We start from the raw sequence: 16,180 nt of genomic DNA, 5'->3' as shown, positions 1-16,180 counted from the left end.
TCTATACCTTTGCGCTCGGTAAAATTGAACGATGGCAGCGAAACTTAAACAAGGTTTTTGGGAAAAGACAGCGAGTATAATTCTCCGTAATCGCATTTTAATACTTATTCTAATCATTGCTTTCACCGTCTTTTTGGGCATGCATTGGAAGAATATGCGCTTTAGCAATACCCAGGCCAACCTATTGCCCGACCACCACCCGGTCAACCTTGAATACCGTGCATTTCTAAAAAAATTCGGTGAAGAAGGCAATGCCGTAGTCTTCGCCATTCGCGATTCCTCTCTTTTTACTCCCGACAAAATCAATAGATGGAATAAATTCAGCAAGCAACTTGCCGCTTTTCCCGAGGTTGATTTTGTGCTTTCACTCGACAATCTGCAAGAACTCAAAAAGGACAACAAAAACCAAAAGTTCATACTCGAACCCCTTATTCGTTCGCAAGTAAAGTCAAAACAGGAAATAGACAGTATAAAGAACCATCTTTTCAACGACCTTCCTTTTTATGACAATTTGCTTTTCAACAAAGAAAGTGGAACGGTAAGAACCGTTGTCAACCTAGATAAGGATATCATCAACACTACGGTCCGTAAAGATTTCATTTTAGAGGACCTGACCCATTTGGTGGAAAAATTCGAAGAGGAAACCGGCCTCGACGTACGCGTATCGGGCATGCCCTACATACGCACCATGAACTCGCAGAACATCATAGATGAAATCGGCAAGTTCATTCTGGCGGCCCTTGGGGTCACTTCCTTGATCTTCTTTTTCTTCTTTAGAAGTTTTAGGGCCACCCTAATTTCAATGTGCGTGGTTATCATTGGTGTTATGTGGGCCTTTGGTATTTTAGGCCTCTTACAGTACGAAATAACCGTGCTTACCGCCTTGATCCCGCCTTTGATCATCGTTATCGGTATACCCAACTGTATTTTCTTGATCAACAAGTACCAACAAGAAGTAAAGAAACACGGCAACCAGGCCCTTTCGCTTCAAAGGGTGATTTCCAAAATCGGAAATGCCACCTTGATGACGAATATGACTACGGCTTCCGGTTTTGCCACTTTTATTATTACCGACAGTAAACTGCTCAAGGAATTCGGAATCGTAGCTTCGATCAATATCATTGGTATATTTATACTTTCCTTATTGATCATCCCTATCATCTATAGCTTTTTATCCCTTCCCAAGACAAGACACCTTAAGCATCTCAACAAGAAATGGATCGATGCTTTTGTCAACTGGATGGAACGCATTGTAAGAAACCATAGGATCTCGGTCTATATCGTATCCATTGTTCTTTTAGTAACCAGTATCATCGGCATCTATCAGATCCAGATTTCAGGAAGCCCTATCGAAGACATGCCCAAAAATGCGCAATTCTTTAAGGACATTCGCTTCTTCGAGCAAGAGTTCGACGGTATTATGCCCGTAGAAATCGTCATCGATACCAAAAAACCCAAGGGGGTTTTAAAGCCGGCCAACCTCAAACGAATGGACCAATTAGGCGATGTGATCATGGAGATTCCCGAGCTATCGCAGCCCATCTCGGTCGTTAACCTGGTAAAATATTCCAAGCAAGCCTTTTACAACGGTATCCCAAAGTACTACCAATTGCCCACTTCGCAAGAGAACAACTTTATAATGAAAGTGGCGCAAAACTCGGGAGGCAATGGCAACCTGCTCAAGAACTTCGTCGACAGTACCGGTCAAACGGCGCGTATCACCACCTTCATGCAAGACGTGAAGACCGATCGCATGGAGCAAATTGAAGAAAGGTTGAACGAGAACATCAACAAGTTCTTTCCACCTGACCGCTATAACGTTTACATGACCGGTAGCGCCCTTTTGTTTTTAAAGGGCACCAAGTATCTCGTAAAGAACTTAGTACTCTCATTGGCCTTCGCCATATTCTTGATAGCCCTCTTTATGGCCTATCTCTTCCGTTCGTTCCGAATGATCGTCATTTCATTGATCCCGAACCTTTTGCCCCTGGTAATTACCGCAGGAGTCATGGGCTTTGTAGGTGTCCCCATAAAACCGTCTACCATACTGGTGTTCAGTATTGCTTTTGGAATATCGGTTGACGACACCATTCACTTCTTGGCCAAATACCGTCAAGAACTGATAGCGAACAAATGGCATATTCGAAAATCGGTCTATGCCGCCTTGCGCGAAACAGGGGTTAGCATGTTCTATACCTCCATTGTACTTTTCTTCGGGTTCTCGGTATTCATCATTTCAAACTTTGGAGGTACCGTAGCCCTTGGGGCCCTAGTTTCGGCCACCTTGATGTTCGCCATGCTGGCCAACCTGATCTTGTTACCTTCGCTTTTGTTGTCTTTAGAGCGAAATATTGCGAGTAAAAAAATCTTAAAAAAGCCACAAATCAATATTCTACCGCAAGGTGAAGACGAGAACCCTAAAAAATGAGGTTGATTTAACCCTTCATTAGCACGGATTCTTTTGTCCAAAAACTTATCTTTGACCTTCAATTTTCAAGTGACTCAAATGAAATCGTACAGCGTAAAAGAACTGCTTTCGGAAAATTTTTTATTACAAGAGGTAACCGTCAACGGATGGGTTAAAACCTTCAGAAGTAATCGTTTCATAGCCTTAAACGACGGATCCACCATCAACAATATTCAGTGTGTTGTCGATTTTGAATCATTTGACGAGAGTCTTCTAAAGCAAATCAACACGGGTGCCGCCCTTAAAATATCGGGGACCCTTGTAGAAAGCCAAGGCAGGGGACAAAGCGTAGAGATCCAAGTAAAGGACCTAAAGGTCCACGGCGGCGCCGACCCGGAGACCTACCCTATCCAACCTAAAAAACACTCTTTGGAGTTTTTGCGTGAAAAGGCGCATCTACGTATACGCACCAACACGTTCGCTGCGGTAATGCGCGTACGGTCGGCCTTATCTTTTGCCATTCATCAATATTTTCAGCAAAACGGCTTCTATTACTTTCACGCACCGATCATAACCGGATCCGATGCCGAAGGCGCCGGTGAGATGTTCAAGGTGAGTACATTAGACGATAAAAATCCGCCCCTAGACGAGGATGGAAACGTAAACTATAAAGAAGATTTCTTCGGAAAGGAAACCAACTTAACGGTTTCCGGCCAATTGGAAGCCGAAACTTACGCCATGGCCTTGGGCAAGGTCTATACCTTCGGCCCCACATTCCGTGCTGAAAACAGCAACACCTCAAGGCACCTGGCCGAATTTTGGATGATAGAGCCCGAAATGGCCTTCTTTGACCTAGACGCCAACATGGATCTAGCCGAAGACTTCATAAAAAGCGTTATCAAATACGTTCTCGACAATTGTCAAGACGACCTTCAGTTTCTTGAAAAACGTCTTTTAGACGAAGAGAAAACCAAACCACAGGCCGAACGCAGTGAGATGGCCCTAATCGAAAAGCTTAAGTTCGTTGCCGAGAACAATTTTATGCGGGTATCGTATACAGAGGCCATCGATATCTTGCGAAACAGCAAACCGAACAAAAAGAAAAAATTCCAATACCCCATTAATGAATGGGGAGCGGACCTACAGAGCGAACACGAGCGCTTTTTAGTGGAAAAGCATTTTAAATGCCCCGTAATCTTATTCGATTATCCGGCAAAGATCAAAGCTTTCTACATGCGCCTTAACGAAGACGGAAAAACGGTTCGTGCCATGGACATCCTATTCCCAGGTATAGGTGAAATCGTAGGTGGGTCTCAGCGTGAAGAACGCCTTGACGTCCTCAAAGAAAAGATGGCGGCATTGGGTATTGACGAAGAAGAACTATGGTGGTACCTAGACTTGAGAAAATTCGGTAGTGCGGTGCATAGTGGTTTCGGCCTAGGATTTGAACGCTTAGTGCTGTTCGCTACAGGCATGGGCAATATTAGGGATGTAATTCCTTTTCCAAGAACACCGCAGAATGCAGAATTTTAGCAGGAATTCGCTAACTTAGAAGGCAGGCAAAACGAATTTTAGACCCCAATGCTAAAACAACACTTACAATTCAAATTATCACAAAAGCTATCTCCCCAGCAGATACAGCTTATGAAGTTGATTCAATTGCCCACACAGGCCTTTGAGCAACGTCTTAAACAAGAATTGGAAGAAAACCCCGCATTGGAAGGAGGCAAAGAGGAATCGGACTCCATAGACGACGAATTTGCCGACACTTACGAAAACGATGAGACCGATAGTGAGATCATATCCACCGAAGACATCAACATCGACGATTACCTAAGTGACGACGAAATACCCGACTACAGAACAAAGGCCAACAATTATAGCGCCGATGACGAAGAAAAGAACGTTCCCTACGCGGCGGGCACTTCGTTCAACCAGTATTTGTTGAGCCAAATGAACACCGTATATCTTAGCGATGACGAGTGGAGCATTGCCGAATTTCTTGTCGGTAGCGTAGACGAAAGCGGCTATATCAGAAGACCGCTCTCAGACATAACCGATGACCTTGCGTTTACCCAAAACATATACACCGACGAAGAAACGGTAGAACGGGTATTGAAAATCGTTCAGAAACTCGACCCTCCCGGGGTTGCGGCACGCTCATTGGAGGAATGCCTAATCATTCAACTCAAGAGAAAAGAAAGCTCGCCAAGCATAGAACTAGCGATTACCATTCTCGAAAAGTCATTCGAACAGTTTACCAAAAAGCACTACAAAAAGCTTATTCAGAAATACAATATTTCAGAAGAACAGCTCAGGGAAGCCATTAGTGAAATCGAAAAGCTAAACCCAAAGCCCGGTGGCTCGTATTCAGGCAACAACCGCATGGTAGAGCACGTTGTTCCCGATTTTTCCATTCGGATCGTAGACGGCGAACTAGAGCTTAGCCTAAACGGAAGAAACGCCCCGGAACTTCACGTATCGAGGGAGTACAGCAACATGCTAAAGGGATATAAAGACGCCAAGAAGAAGTCTAAATCACAGAAAGACACCGTTATGTTCATCAAGCAAAAGCTCGATGCCGCAAAATGGTTTATAGATGCCATTCGACAACGTCAACAGACCCTGTTCATCACCATGAACGCTATAATGCAGTACCAGTCGGAATACTTTCTTACGGGAGACGAACGCAACCTGAGACCCATGATCCTAAAGGACATTGCCGACGAAATAGAAATGGATGTCTCTACCGTGTCGCGTGTAGCCAACAGCAAGTACGTTGACACCCCTTACGGCACCAAACTCATCAAGGAATTCTTTTCCGAATCAATGAAAAACGACCAAGGGGAAGATGTATCTACCAAGGAAATAAAGAAAATCCTTGAAACGGTCATTGGGGAAGAATCGAAGAAAAAGCCCCTTACCGACGATAAATTGGCAGCACTGCTTAAAGAAAAAGGGTATCCGATTGCCCGTCGAACCGTTGCCAAGTACAGGGAGCAGTTAGACATTCCGGTAGCCAGGCTGCGCAAACAGATTTAATGAAGGTTCTCTTAAAAGCCATATCCTACGTTTTCCACCCTTTATTCATACCGGTGGCAGGTACGGCAGCCTATTTTCTCATAACACCGAAATACACTCCCCTGAGCGTTCAGGGCGCCTTCTTTTTTCCCATTTTCGTACTTACCGTAATCATTCCCATAATCACGTATTTTATATTGAGAAACCTCGGTTTGGCCAGTAGTGTTTTTATGAGCGACCTGAAAGAACGCAAATACCCCATGTACGTTCACATCATACTGTTGCTCTTTGTCATTTATAAAATCATCCCCCACTCCAATATCGTTGAACTCTATTTCTACTTTGTAGGTCTTGTCATAGCCGCACTGACCGCATTGACCCTTTTGTTTTTCAAAACAAAGATAAGCATGCATCTTATGGGCATGGGTAGCTTGGTCATGTTCTTGACTAGCCTAAGCATTCACTTTGAGGTAAATATCACATTGGCAATAAGTATCGCCACACTACTCACCGGTGTAGTCGCCACCTCTAGATTATACCTAAACGCGCACACCCCGATAGAACTTGTTCTAGGTTTTTTTATCGGGTTTCTGTCCCAACTATTAACGATACGTTTTTGGTTATAGGATATAGAAGATGAGTCCTATTCTAAGCGGCTTTGAATTCAAGCTTTCGTCACCCAAAACCACTCCATCGTTAAAGAGACTGTTCAATGCGTAATACGCATGCAGATTGAAGGTGTTATACCCAAAATTTAAGGTAACACCATAATGAAAATCCCTGATATCATTATTGTAAAAGGAGACTTTAGGAGTATCGTTCGGTACGAGTTTAGACCTACCACCGAACACATAACCGAATTTCACTCCCGCATATAAACGCCAGAACTTATACTCCGAAGGTGTAGAGTTACGCCATCTGACCTCAAACGGCACCTCCAACATGTGGGTCTCTACCTTATTTCGCTTAAAATCATCGTCTATCACACTATAGACAACACCATCGGCCGTCTCGCTTGCCAAAAGGTTAGTATAATACGAATAAACGCCGTATCCAAAGCCAATTCCAAGCGCGGTAGTTCTACTATGGTTAAGGGGGATATCCTTTATAAAACCCGCTTGTAAGCCGTAAGACAGGTTACGCTGGCTTACACTCTCAGGCTGGGCCACAAGAAAGTTATAGGTAATACCAATATAAAACTGATCCTCTAGATATCGCTCATCGGAAACGACAGAATCATTGACCGCTTGCGCCATTACGTTCGCACAGCACAAAAACATCAGCACATAAAAACAAGGCTTCATCATGGGTCAAAAATAAGCAAATAAAAAACGCTTCGGAAAAGAATCCGAAGCGTTCATATATTCTAACTATAGTTTGAAAAAATACTATTGCAAATTGTTGAAGGCGTCACCGTCATAAGTCGTATAATTGACCTTAAGGGCGTTAACCTTTCTCAATTCTTGCTTAATATCGGAAATGAGTCCCATATTAGCATTCTTATCCACTTTCAAAGCAGTAGTCAATACATTCTGCAATTCTTGAGGCTTCTTAGCTCTTTCCTGCAAAATATAGTCGCCTACTTCGTTAGGCGATGAGAACTTATCGTTCAATTGAATTCTTGCCTCTTCACCGAACTGAGCCTTATACTGAGAAGTTGGTTCCCCAACGTAAATGTATATAACCCTATCTTTCTTTTCCAGTTTCTTGGTCTCACTGGCGTTTGGCAGAGTATTCTCTACTTTCAAGGTATTGTCTTTCATCACCGTTACGGTCATGAAGAAAAATAAAAGCATAAATACAATATCAGGTAACGATGCAGTGTTTACAGCTGGTAAACCGGCGTCTTTTTTCTTTGCAAACTTTGACATATATTTTGTTTTAAGCTCTTATTAATTACTTGAATCAGTCTCCGCCTCGGACAACTTCTGTGGAAACAATTCCTGAATCCGCTTCACCTTCTCTTTAAGATCCTCTTTTCTACTAGATTCGGTTTCTGGATTAAGGTACTCTGCTTCCATATCGGTAAAGTCCCTTTTATAAAGACGTTGTGCCTCACGGTTACGCAAATCATTGTAAGCCCCTACCAATTCGTTTTGAACCGTTATATAGGTACCGTACTTTGTTTCACGGTCGTTTTTAAGAGAGATAATCGCCTTAGTAGGGTTATCCGATGAATCGGATAATCTTTTGCCTTTACAGTAGCTACAGTAGTCAGGAGAACCTGATGGCGCGCCACCGTTATCAAGAAAAGCGATCGCTTTTTCTCTCAAACTTTTGATATCGGTAAGCTCGTCTTCAACTAACAGTTGACCGTTACGGTTAATGTTCACCGTAAAGATATTCTTCTCCTTAATGATTGGCGGTGCTTCGGTAGGCGGCTCTATAGGTGGCAACATACGATCCAAACCTGCATCTGTTTCAATGGTCGTGGTGACCAAGAAAAATATAAGCAGTAAGAATGCTATGTCTGCCATGGAACCGGCGTTTACCTCTGGTGGTGCTCCTCTTCTTGGCATAGTTTTATCTTTTAATTATTTTATCATCTTTCTCACACCGCCCCAAAGCATAGCTCCTACGGCTACAAGGGTCAATATGAAAAACACATTTATACCAGCTCCGATCTGCTTGATTTCAGACTCATTGGTAGATACACCCCTATCAGCCATTTCCCGAATATTGACATCAGTACCACTGGCCATTACATAGCCGATACCGATCACCAAAAGAAAACCTACGACTACGAAAAGGGATTTCTTTAAGCTAGCAGGATTCGAAAATAGATTCTTAAGGGCGAACACAACGCTGGACACTATGGCTATTCCCAATAGCAACCATGTAATCACGAACATCGCGTTAAGCGCTCCGTTATTGATCGCTTCGGAAGCAGGCATTTCAGACTCTGGAAGCATGAACCACAAGGCAGCGCCTATCAAGCCCACAACGACCAATATAATCTTTATTATTTTGTGCATAATTTAAGGTATTAAGTTGTGCGACTTATTTTTTGTGATCCACCAACATATCTATCAAAACGATAGAAGAATCTTCCATATCATTAACAATGCTATCGATTTTAGCAATGATGTAGTTATAGAAAATCTGAAGGATAATAGCAGTAATAAGACCAAATACAGTTGTCAATAACGCTACCTGGATATCACCTGCAATAAGGGATGCACTCAAGTTACCAACAGCACTAATTTTCTGGAAGGCCTGAATCATACCGATTACCGTACCCATGAAACCAAGCATAGGCGCAACAGCGATAAACAAAGACAACCAAGAAACGTTTTTCTCCAATTGACCCATTTGAACACCACCGTAAGCAACAACAGCTTTCTCAGCAGATTCGATACTCTCTCCAGCTCTATCCAAACCTTGGTAATAAATAGAAGCAACAGGACCTTTTGTGTTTCTACAAACTTCTTTTGCAGCCTCAACACCTCCGGATGCCAAAGCATCTTCAACTTGTTGTCTAAGTTTAGCGGTGTTTGTAGTTGCCATATTCAAATAGATGATTCTTTCGATGGCCACGGCCAAACCAAGAATCAAACACAAAAGAACAATACCCATGAAGCCGGCACCACCTTGTATAAACATTTCTTTCAACACTTGGGTAAAACCTGCTTCAGCTTCGGCAGGGGCATCTTGTAGCATTGTTGCTGCAGTAGCCATTGCATTAACAGTATTTGTACTCATTACAAACAACCCGCCCACGGCTAGGATAGAGGATAATTTTTTCATTTGTTCAAACTTAAATTAGTTATTTAATAGGGTTAAAGATAAAAAAAAATCACAATAAAAAAAGTAAAACTTCGTTGCATCGGGGAAGTAGGGCCAAATACAGCACAAGACATCCTAATAGGCCTTTCGCACTATTATAGCGACTTGATAGGACCAAGCGCAGACTTCCATTTTACATACAGAAACTAAACTTACAAAATTTCCAGTCTAAACTATTCTATTATACACTGAAAATTCCTTTTTTGTTCTCGCAGAGAGGAAGGGATTCGAACCCTCGATACACTTTTGGTGTATACACACTTTCCAGGCGTGCGCCTTCGACCACTCGGCCACCTCTCTAAATTTACCCCGCCCATCCATTTCAAAACAAAAACAGACCAGACAAGATCACCCTTTTTAAGGGGTGCCCAAATAACAAAAAAAATATTAGTTGAAGAAATTAAAATTGCTAATTTTCTTCGATTTCACCGCGCAGGGAGGTCTCGAATATCGATTTGAACAGTTTCGGGGAAACATTACTACCCAATAGATACATCAGCTTGGCCACGGCCGCCTCGGTCGTAATGTCTTTACCATTAATCACTTGCAGCTCCTCCAACTGCTTACTCGTTTCATAGCGCCCCATTGAAACACTGCCCCCAGAACACTGGGTAACATTTACAATATGAATATTTTTTTCTTTCGCCTCCCTTAGAATATCGATTACCCAAGGTTCCGTTGGGGCATTTCCGGCACCATAAGTCTCCAAAACCAATGCTTTCAGACCCGGAATACGCACTACACTTTGCAATACAAGCGGCCCAATACCGGGAAACAACTTCAAAATCGCCACATTTTGATCCATTTCCTTGTGTACCGTAAACTTTTTTCGACCCTTATTTCGCAAAAGATATTCTTCACTCACCTTCAAAAACACCCCAGATTCGATCAATTCAGGGTAATTTAACGAGGCAAACGCCTGAAAATGCTCGGCATTTATTTTAGTGGTTCGGTTGCCCCGGTACAGCTTATATTCAAAATAAAGTCCCACTTCCTGAACCACAGGTTTGTTTTTCTTTCGCAAGGCCGCAATCTGAATAGAGGTTATCAGGTTTTCCTTGGCATCCGTCCTTAAGTCGCCAATAGGCAATTGAGAGCCCGTAAAAATCACGGGCTTGCCTAAATTTTCAAGCATAAAACTTAAGGCCGAAGCCGTATAACTCATGGTATCGCTACCGTGCAACACTACAAAACCATCGTGCGAATCATAATTTTCCTCGATCAAGGTAGCGATCTGCACCCAGTGCGAGGGATTCATATTCGAAGAATCGATCGGCTCCTTAAAAGAAACCGAATCGACATGACAATCAAGTTGCTTGATTTCCGGTATACTCTCCAGTAATTTATCAAAATTGAACGCCTTTAACGCTCCGGAGGCATAGTCCTTTACCATACCAATGGTTCCCCCGGTATATATTAATAGGATACTACTTTTTTTCATCGTCTCATAATTTTTCGATTCAAGCCCTATCTCAGACCCCGAAAACACGCTTCGAATTTTCCGTGGTAAGCTCGGCCACCGTCTCGACAGGAAGCCCATATAAGTCCGCAAGCTTCTCGACCACCTGCATCAAATAGGCACTTTCATTTCTTTTCCCTCGATAGGGAACCGGTGCCAAATAGGGCGAATCGGTCTCCAATACGATATTTTTCAATGGAATCTCGGCCAAAAAGGTATCGATCTTTCCATTCTTAAAAGTCACGACCCCACCGATCCCGAGCATCATATTATAACTAATGGCTTTTTGCGCCTGTTCCAAATTTCCGGTAAAACAGTGAAAAACACCATAGAGTCCGTCACCCTTTTCGCTTTCAAGCACTTCAAAAACCTCATCAAAGGCATCCCGACAATGGATAACTATAGGAAGTTTATATTTTTTTGCCAACTGTATCTGCGTACGAAAGGCCTCTTGCTGTTCCTTGATAAAAGTTTTATCCCAATACAGGTCAATCCCTATTTCACCGACGGCATAAAACTTTCGCTGGGCCAACATTTCCTCAACATGCCGCAATTCCTCCTTATAGCTTTCCTTTACGTGTGTAGGATGGAGGCCCATCATCAAAAAAACACTCTGAGGATATGACTTTTCAAGCTCAAGCATGGCTTGGGTATACGTAGAATCGATGGCCGGTATAAAAAACCGTTTAACACCAAGCGCCATGGCCTTTTCAATAACAGCCTCCCTATCTTCATCGAAGGCTTCACTGTACAAATGTGTATGGGTATCCGTTAGTATCATGCTGCAAAAATAGCCTTATCTTTGACAAAAAGAATACATGTCTTCCCTGAAAAGATTTCTTCGGAAAAAAAACTACACCCCGATCACCCTAAAACTTACAAATACCGACCACTTTGAAATATCGGCCAAAATAAATGGCATTTCAGGAAGGTTCATCCTCGACACCGGCGCATCGAACACCTGCATCGGCATAGACAAGATAAGCCGATTCGGACTAGCATCCGAGGCTTCGGAGGTAAAAGCGGCCGGGGCCGGGGCCACCAACATGGAAACCCTTATCTCTTCAAAAAACAAAATTGAAATAGGCCAATGGAAAAAGAAAAACCTAAAAATCGTACTCTTTGACCTCGTACATGTCAACGAAGCGCTAAGCGCACAAAACGCATTGCCCGTAGACGGCATTATCGGCGCCGATGTCTTAAAACAAGGCAAAGCCATTATCGACTACGAAAAATACTGTGTCTATTTAAGGAAATAGCCGGGCCCACCCCAGCCGGACATATCAAAACTTCGCATAAAAAAAGCCCCGAAAATGCATATCATCTTCGGGGCCATATTATATAAAGAGCTGTATTCCTACATCTCCAAAGCTTTCTTCACGTTACCGTCCATCAACAATTCTTCAGGACTCTCCAAAGCTTCCTTGATCGCTACCAAAAATCCTACGGACTCCTTACCATCAATGATACGGTGATCATAAGACAAGGCGACGTACATTATCGGAGCAATGGCAATACCTCCATCCCTTACGATAGGTCTTTCCACAATATTGTGCATTCCTAAAATAGCACTTTGTGGCGGGTTGATTATCGGAGTCGACAACATTGAACCAAAAACACCACCATTGGTAATCGTAAACGTACCACCGGTCATTTCATCAACCGTAATCTCTCCTTCTCGAGCACGGATGGCCAATCTTTTCACTTCCGCCTCAATCCCCCTGAATGTAAGGTTCTCCGCATTCCTGATAACAGGAACCATCAATCCCTTAGGTCCAGAGACCGCAATACTGATATCACAGAAATCGTAAGTAATCATTTCCTTTCCGTCTATCATAGAATTCACGGCAGGATACATTTGTAACGCACGAACCACCGCTTTGGTAAAGAAGGACATAAAGCCCAAACCTACGCCGTGCTTACTTTTAAAGTCTTCCTTATATTGTTTTCTAAGTTCGAAAATAGGCGACATATCAACCTCGTTAAAGGTGGTAAGCATAGCCGTTTCGTTCTTGGCGGACACCAAACGTTCGGCGACCTTTCTACGTAACATAGATAATTTTGAACGGCTCTCACCCCTATTTCCTCCTGTTGGGCTACCCATTGAAGGCACGGCCTTGACCGCATCATCCTTGGTTATACGACCATCTTTTCCACTACCTTTTATTGCGGAAGCGTCTATACCTTTTTCACTTAATATCTTTTTAGCTGCGGGCGAAGCCACTCCGGAAGCATAGGTTTCCTTGGCCTGAGCCGGCTGTGGAGCTTTAGCCTCCTCTTGCTTAGGCTGCTCTTTTTTCGGTTCACTTGTTTCTTTACCCGCACCTTCAGGCTTGGCCGCATCGGTATCGATCAAACAAACCACTTCACCAACGGCAACAGCATCGCCAACTTCAGCCTTAAGGGTAATTACCCCGCTCGCTTCGGCCGGAAGCTCTAAAGTAGCCTTATCGGAATCTACTTCGGCAATGGCCTGGTCTTTTTCAACGTAATCGCCATCTTCTACCAACCATTCCGCTATTTCAACTTCGGTGATAGATTCGCCCGGAGATGGGACTTTCATTTCTAATATCATGCTATTCTTATTTGCTATGTTATCTAAACTATTTGAACAACCTTTTTCTTAACCCTTGCTTGGCTTGGGCATTGGTTTTGACATATTATTCTTGCTCTTATCGAACACATAATCTATCACTTGTTGATGTCTCATTTTGGAACGAACGGCACTACCCGCGGCCGGCGAAGCATAGAATCTTCTAGAAGCCACCCTGAATTTATCAGAATCGCTAAAATGCATCATCATGTGACTCCAGGCCCCCATGTTTCTAGGCTCTTCTTGGGCCCAGACCAAATCATCGGCCTTCGTATATTTCGCTATCACCTCTTTCATTTTCTCCGATGGCAAGGGGAACAACTGTTCCACACGAACCAAGGCCACATCATCCCTTCCTTGCTCTTCCTTGGCCGCAAGCAAGTCATAATAAAACTTACCGGTACAGAACACCAAGGTCTTTACCTTATCTACGTTGGCCGTAGCATCATCGATCACTTCCTGAAAATAACCCGAAGCCAATTCATCTACCGTAGACACGGCCTTTGGGTGACGCAACAGACTTTTGGGCGTAAAGACAATCAAAGGTTTTCTAAAATTGACCTTCATTTGCCTTCTTAAGATATGGAACATTTGGGCCGGGGTAGAAACATCGGCTATATACATGTTATCACGGGCACAAAGCTGTAAATATCGCTCCATACGGGCGGAAGAATGCTCCGCTCCCTGCCCCTCATACCCATGGGGAAGCAACATCACCAATCCGTTCTGCAACTTCCACTTGTCTTCGGCCGCCGAAATGTATTGGTCGATCATGATTTGGGCACCGTTGCTAAAATCACCAAACTGTGCCTCCCAAATGGTCAACGTATTCGGGCTCGCCATGGCATATCCGTAATCAAAACCAACTACACCGTATTCCGACAATAAGGAGTTGTAGATTTGGAATTTAGCTTGCTTCTCACCGATATGGTTCAACAGCATTACTTCCTCCTCACTCTCTTCAACCTTCATTACGGCATGTCTGTGCGAAAAGGTACCTCGCTCCACATCTTGACCTGACATACGAACCGCATAGCCTTCTTGCAACAAGGTACCATAGGCCAACAATTCGCCCATTGCCCAGTCTAACCTATCGGTTTCGAAGAACATTTTTTTACGGTCGCGCACCAATTTTTCAACCTTTCGCAAGAACTTCTTATCGGAAGGAAGCTCAGTGAGCACCTTTGCAATTTTGGTCAGTTCCTTTTTATCGAAAGTCGTATCGACGCGCTCCATCATCTCCCACTCCCGAACATTGGCAAAGCCTTTCCATTCATCGGCCATAAACGGGGTAATCTCCGTTTTATCCTCTTTACGCGAATCTTCAAGTTCCTCTTCCAAGGAAGCTTTGTACTCTTCTTCAAGACCTTTGACAAAATCGGCCTCAATAACCCCTTCCTTAAGCAATCTTTCCGCATAAATATCACGCGGGTTTTGATGCTTGGCAATGGCCTTGTATAATTTGGGTTGGGTAAAACGAGGCTCATCACCTTCGTTATGCCCATATTTTCTATATCCTAATAAATCGATAAATACATCCCTATTGAAACGCATACGGTATTCCAAAGCGAATAAAGACGCATGTACCACAGCTTCGGCATCATCGGAATTGACGTGCAACACAGGACACAGGGTCACCTTACCCACGTCAGTACAATAGGTAGAACTACGTGCATCAAGGTAATTGGTCGTAAAACCGATTTGGTTATTGACCACGATATGTATGGTACCATTGGTTTTATAACCATCAAGATTGGCCATTTGCACTACTTCGTACACCAAGCCTTGACCCGCAATAGCCGCATCACCGTGGACTACAATAGGAAGTACTTTTGAAAAATCGTCAGGGAAATGGGCATCTTGCTTGGCCCGAGTTATACCCTCGACGACCGCACCCACGGTTTCCAAATGCGATGGATTGGGCGCAATATTCATTTTTATTCGATTACCGTTATCGGTCTTGCGTTCCGACGTCCACCCTAAATGATATTTTACATCACCGTCAAAGATTTCCTGCTCGTAATCCTTGCCATCAAATTCGCTAAAAATATCCTTGGCGGCCTTTCCGAAAATATTGGTAAGCACGTTAAGTCGACCTCTGTGGGCCATACCCATAACAAACTGCTCTACACCCAATTCGGCGGCCCGCTCCACCACGGCATCAAGGGCCGGTATTAACGATTCGTTCCCTTCCAATGAAAAGCGTTTTTGTCCAACGTACTTGGTATGCAAAAAGCTTTCGAAAGAGACCGCTTGGTTTAATTTCTTTAAGATGCGACGCTTGTGCTCCGCATTGAATTTCGGATGGTTATCGTTAACATTGAGCCAGTTCTGGATCCATTCGACGCGCTCAGGTTTTCGAATATACATATATTCAACCCCTATGGCATCACAATAAATACGCTTCAGGTGCTCAATAATCTCCCTCAAGCTGTTCGCACCGATGCCAATGATTTCACCTGCGCTGAAGACCGTATCCAAATCGGCCTGTGAGAGTCCGAAATTCTCGAGATCAAGGCTCGGCTCATATTGTCTTCGCTCGCGAACCGGGTTCGTTTTGGTAAACAAATGCCCCCTGCTTCGATAACCGTCTATCAGGCGGATCACTTGAAACTCCTTTTGCAAGGACTCCGGCATTTGTTGCGCCACACCGTTCTCTCCCGCTTTCGCGGTCATTAGACTTTCCACATCCAACTCATCAAGAGCTGTTTCGGTTCCAAAATCAAAACCTTGAAAGAAGGCGCGCCAACTTGGCTCTACGCTATCGGGGTTCTTGAGGTATTTATCGTATAAATCCGCAAAAAAAGAGGTGTGCGCGGTATTTAGAAAGGAATATTTGTCCATAGAAGATTCTCTGTCATGCAAATAAATGGGTACAAAAATACAATATTTCCTATTTCTGGAACGTATCTTA

14 protein-coding genes and 1 tRNA gene are annotated in these 16,180 nt (G+C 43.5%); 5 read left to right on the top strand and 10 right to left on the bottom strand.

Translation table 11 applies throughout. The annotated features are described in order from the left end of the window. Nucleotides 1-31: 31 nt before the first annotated feature. The 4 genes from B4Q04_RS06710 to B4Q04_RS06695 all read left to right on the top strand — a co-directional run bounded on the left by B4Q04_RS06710 (nucleotide 32) and on the right by B4Q04_RS06695 (nucleotide 6,054). Nucleotides 32-2,428: an efflux RND transporter permease subunit gene (locus B4Q04_RS06710; RefSeq protein WP_088696316.1), complete on the top strand. Its 2,397-nt coding sequence runs from the start codon at nucleotides 32-34 to the stop codon at nucleotides 2,426-2,428. 78 nt (nucleotides 2,429-2,506) lie between these two features. Next, a complete protein-coding gene (gene asnS / locus B4Q04_RS06705; protein ID WP_013993693.1) occupies nucleotides 2,507-3,940 on the top strand; it encodes an asparagine--tRNA ligase in 1,434 nt (477 codons plus the stop codon). Nucleotides 3,941-3,988: 48 nt separating this feature from the next. Beyond that, entirely contained in the window at nucleotides 3,989-5,449 is a 1,461-nt protein-coding gene (rpoN, locus tag B4Q04_RS06700; RefSeq protein ID WP_088696315.1) for an RNA polymerase factor sigma-54, read from the top strand. After that, nucleotides 5,449-6,054 carry a membrane protein gene (locus B4Q04_RS06695; protein ID WP_013993691.1) on the top strand — a complete coding sequence of 202 codons (606 nt, stop codon included), beginning with the start codon at nucleotides 5,449-5,451 and terminating at the stop codon, nucleotides 6,052-6,054. Before rpoN ends, B4Q04_RS06695 begins: the two co-directional genes overlap by 1 nt. Here B4Q04_RS06695 and B4Q04_RS06690 read toward each other — a convergent pair. From B4Q04_RS06690 to B4Q04_RS06655, 8 genes are all read right to left on the bottom strand, one after another. Further along, nucleotides 6,049-6,735, bottom strand: coding sequence for a porin family protein (locus B4Q04_RS06690; RefSeq protein WP_013993690.1), 687 nt, complete (start codon nucleotides 6,733-6,735; stop codon nucleotides 6,049-6,051). The genes B4Q04_RS06695 and B4Q04_RS06690 overlap by 6 nt on opposite strands. Nucleotides 6,736-6,816: 81 nt before the next feature. Continuing rightward, a complete protein-coding gene (locus B4Q04_RS06685; RefSeq protein ID WP_013993689.1) occupies nucleotides 6,817-7,299 on the bottom strand; it encodes an ExbD/TolR family protein in 483 nt (160 codons plus the stop codon). A 21-nt stretch (nucleotides 7,300-7,320) separates the two neighbouring features. Beyond that, nucleotides 7,321-7,947: an ExbD/TolR family protein gene (locus B4Q04_RS06680; RefSeq protein WP_013993688.1), complete on the bottom strand. Its 627-nt coding sequence runs from the start codon at nucleotides 7,945-7,947 to the stop codon at nucleotides 7,321-7,323. A gap of 15 nt (nucleotides 7,948-7,962) precedes the next feature. Next, nucleotides 7,963-8,403, bottom strand: coding sequence for a hypothetical protein (locus tag B4Q04_RS06675; protein ID WP_201723377.1), 441 nt, complete (start codon nucleotides 8,401-8,403; stop codon nucleotides 7,963-7,965). Nucleotides 8,404-8,428: 25 nt separating this feature from the next. Beyond that, entirely contained in the window at nucleotides 8,429-9,175 is a 747-nt protein-coding gene (locus B4Q04_RS06670) for a MotA/TolQ/ExbB proton channel family protein (protein WP_013993686.1), read from the bottom strand. A gap of 251 nt (nucleotides 9,176-9,426) precedes the next feature. After that, nucleotides 9,427-9,514, bottom strand: a tRNA-Ser gene (locus B4Q04_RS06665). Between the two features lie 109 nt (nucleotides 9,515-9,623). After that, entirely contained in the window at nucleotides 9,624-10,655 is a 1,032-nt protein-coding gene (locus B4Q04_RS06660; protein ID WP_013993685.1) for an asparaginase, read from the bottom strand. A gap of 31 nt (nucleotides 10,656-10,686) precedes the next feature. Then, entirely contained in the window at nucleotides 10,687-11,454 is a 768-nt protein-coding gene (locus B4Q04_RS06655) for a TatD family hydrolase (protein ID WP_013993684.1), read from the bottom strand. A 37-nt stretch (nucleotides 11,455-11,491) separates the two neighbouring features. Between B4Q04_RS06655 and B4Q04_RS06650 the strand changes: the two genes are divergently transcribed. Continuing rightward, nucleotides 11,492-11,932, top strand: a complete 441-nt coding sequence (locus tag B4Q04_RS06650) for a TIGR02281 family clan AA aspartic protease (RefSeq protein ID WP_088696314.1) — start codon at nucleotides 11,492-11,494, stop codon at nucleotides 11,930-11,932. Nucleotides 11,933-12,030: 98 nt separating this feature from the next. On the opposite strand, the gene odhB is transcribed toward B4Q04_RS06650, so the two are convergent. Next, entirely contained in the window at nucleotides 12,031-13,248 is a 1,218-nt protein-coding gene (odhB, locus tag B4Q04_RS06645) for a 2-oxoglutarate dehydrogenase complex dihydrolipoyllysine-residue succinyltransferase (protein ID WP_013993682.1), read from the bottom strand. 48 nt (nucleotides 13,249-13,296) lie between these two features. Next, a complete protein-coding gene (locus B4Q04_RS06640) occupies nucleotides 13,297-16,110 on the bottom strand; it encodes a 2-oxoglutarate dehydrogenase E1 component (protein ID WP_013993681.1) in 2,814 nt (937 codons plus the stop codon). Nucleotides 16,111-16,180: the final 70 nt, after the last annotated feature.

It is taken from the genome of Zobellia sp. OII3, assembly GCF_002211465.1.
Taxonomy (GTDB): Bacteria; Bacteroidota; Bacteroidia; order Flavobacteriales; family Flavobacteriaceae; genus Zobellia; species Zobellia galactanivorans.
This window is presented reverse-complemented; position numbering and strand designations above follow the sequence as displayed.

What these genes read in the sequence shown, in the direction of transcription:
- B4Q04_RS06710 (WP_088696316.1), top strand. Translation starts at nt 32, where the DNA reads ATGGCAGCGAAACTTAAACAAGGTTTTTGGGAAAAGACAGCGAGTATA.
- asnS (WP_013993693.1), top strand. Translation starts at nt 2,507, where the DNA reads ATGAAATCGTACAGCGTAAAAGAACTGCTTTCGGAAAATTTTTTATTA.
- rpoN (WP_088696315.1), top strand. Translation starts at nt 3,989, where the DNA reads ATGCTAAAACAACACTTACAATTCAAATTATCACAAAAGCTATCTCCC.
- B4Q04_RS06695 (WP_013993691.1), top strand. Translation starts at nt 5,449, where the DNA reads ATGAAGGTTCTCTTAAAAGCCATATCCTACGTTTTCCACCCTTTATTC.
- B4Q04_RS06690 (WP_013993690.1), bottom strand. Translation starts at nt 6,735, where the DNA reads ATGATGAAGCCTTGTTTTTATGTGCTGATGTTTTTGTGCTGTGCGAAC.
- B4Q04_RS06685 (WP_013993689.1), bottom strand. Translation starts at nt 7,299, where the DNA reads ATGTCAAAGTTTGCAAAGAAAAAAGACGCCGGTTTACCAGCTGTAAAC.
- B4Q04_RS06680 (WP_013993688.1), bottom strand. Translation starts at nt 7,947, where the DNA reads ATGCCAAGAAGAGGAGCACCACCAGAGGTAAACGCCGGTTCCATGGCA.
- B4Q04_RS06675 (WP_201723377.1), bottom strand. Translation starts at nt 8,403, where the DNA reads ATGCACAAAATAATAAAGATTATATTGGTCGTTGTGGGCTTGATAGGC.
- B4Q04_RS06670 (WP_013993686.1), bottom strand. Translation starts at nt 9,175, where the DNA reads ATGAAAAAATTATCCTCTATCCTAGCCGTGGGCGGGTTGTTTGTAATG.
- B4Q04_RS06660 (WP_013993685.1), bottom strand. Translation starts at nt 10,655, where the DNA reads ATGAAAAAAAGTAGTATCCTATTAATATATACCGGGGGAACCATTGGT.
- B4Q04_RS06655 (WP_013993684.1), bottom strand. Translation starts at nt 11,454, where the DNA reads ATGATACTAACGGATACCCATACACATTTGTACAGTGAAGCCTTCGAT.
- B4Q04_RS06650 (WP_088696314.1), top strand. Translation starts at nt 11,492, where the DNA reads ATGTCTTCCCTGAAAAGATTTCTTCGGAAAAAAAACTACACCCCGATC.
- odhB (WP_013993682.1), bottom strand. Translation starts at nt 13,248, where the DNA reads ATGATATTAGAAATGAAAGTCCCATCTCCGGGCGAATCTATCACCGAA.
- B4Q04_RS06640 (WP_013993681.1), bottom strand. Translation starts at nt 16,110, where the DNA reads ATGGACAAATATTCCTTTCTAAATACCGCGCACACCTCTTTTTTTGCG.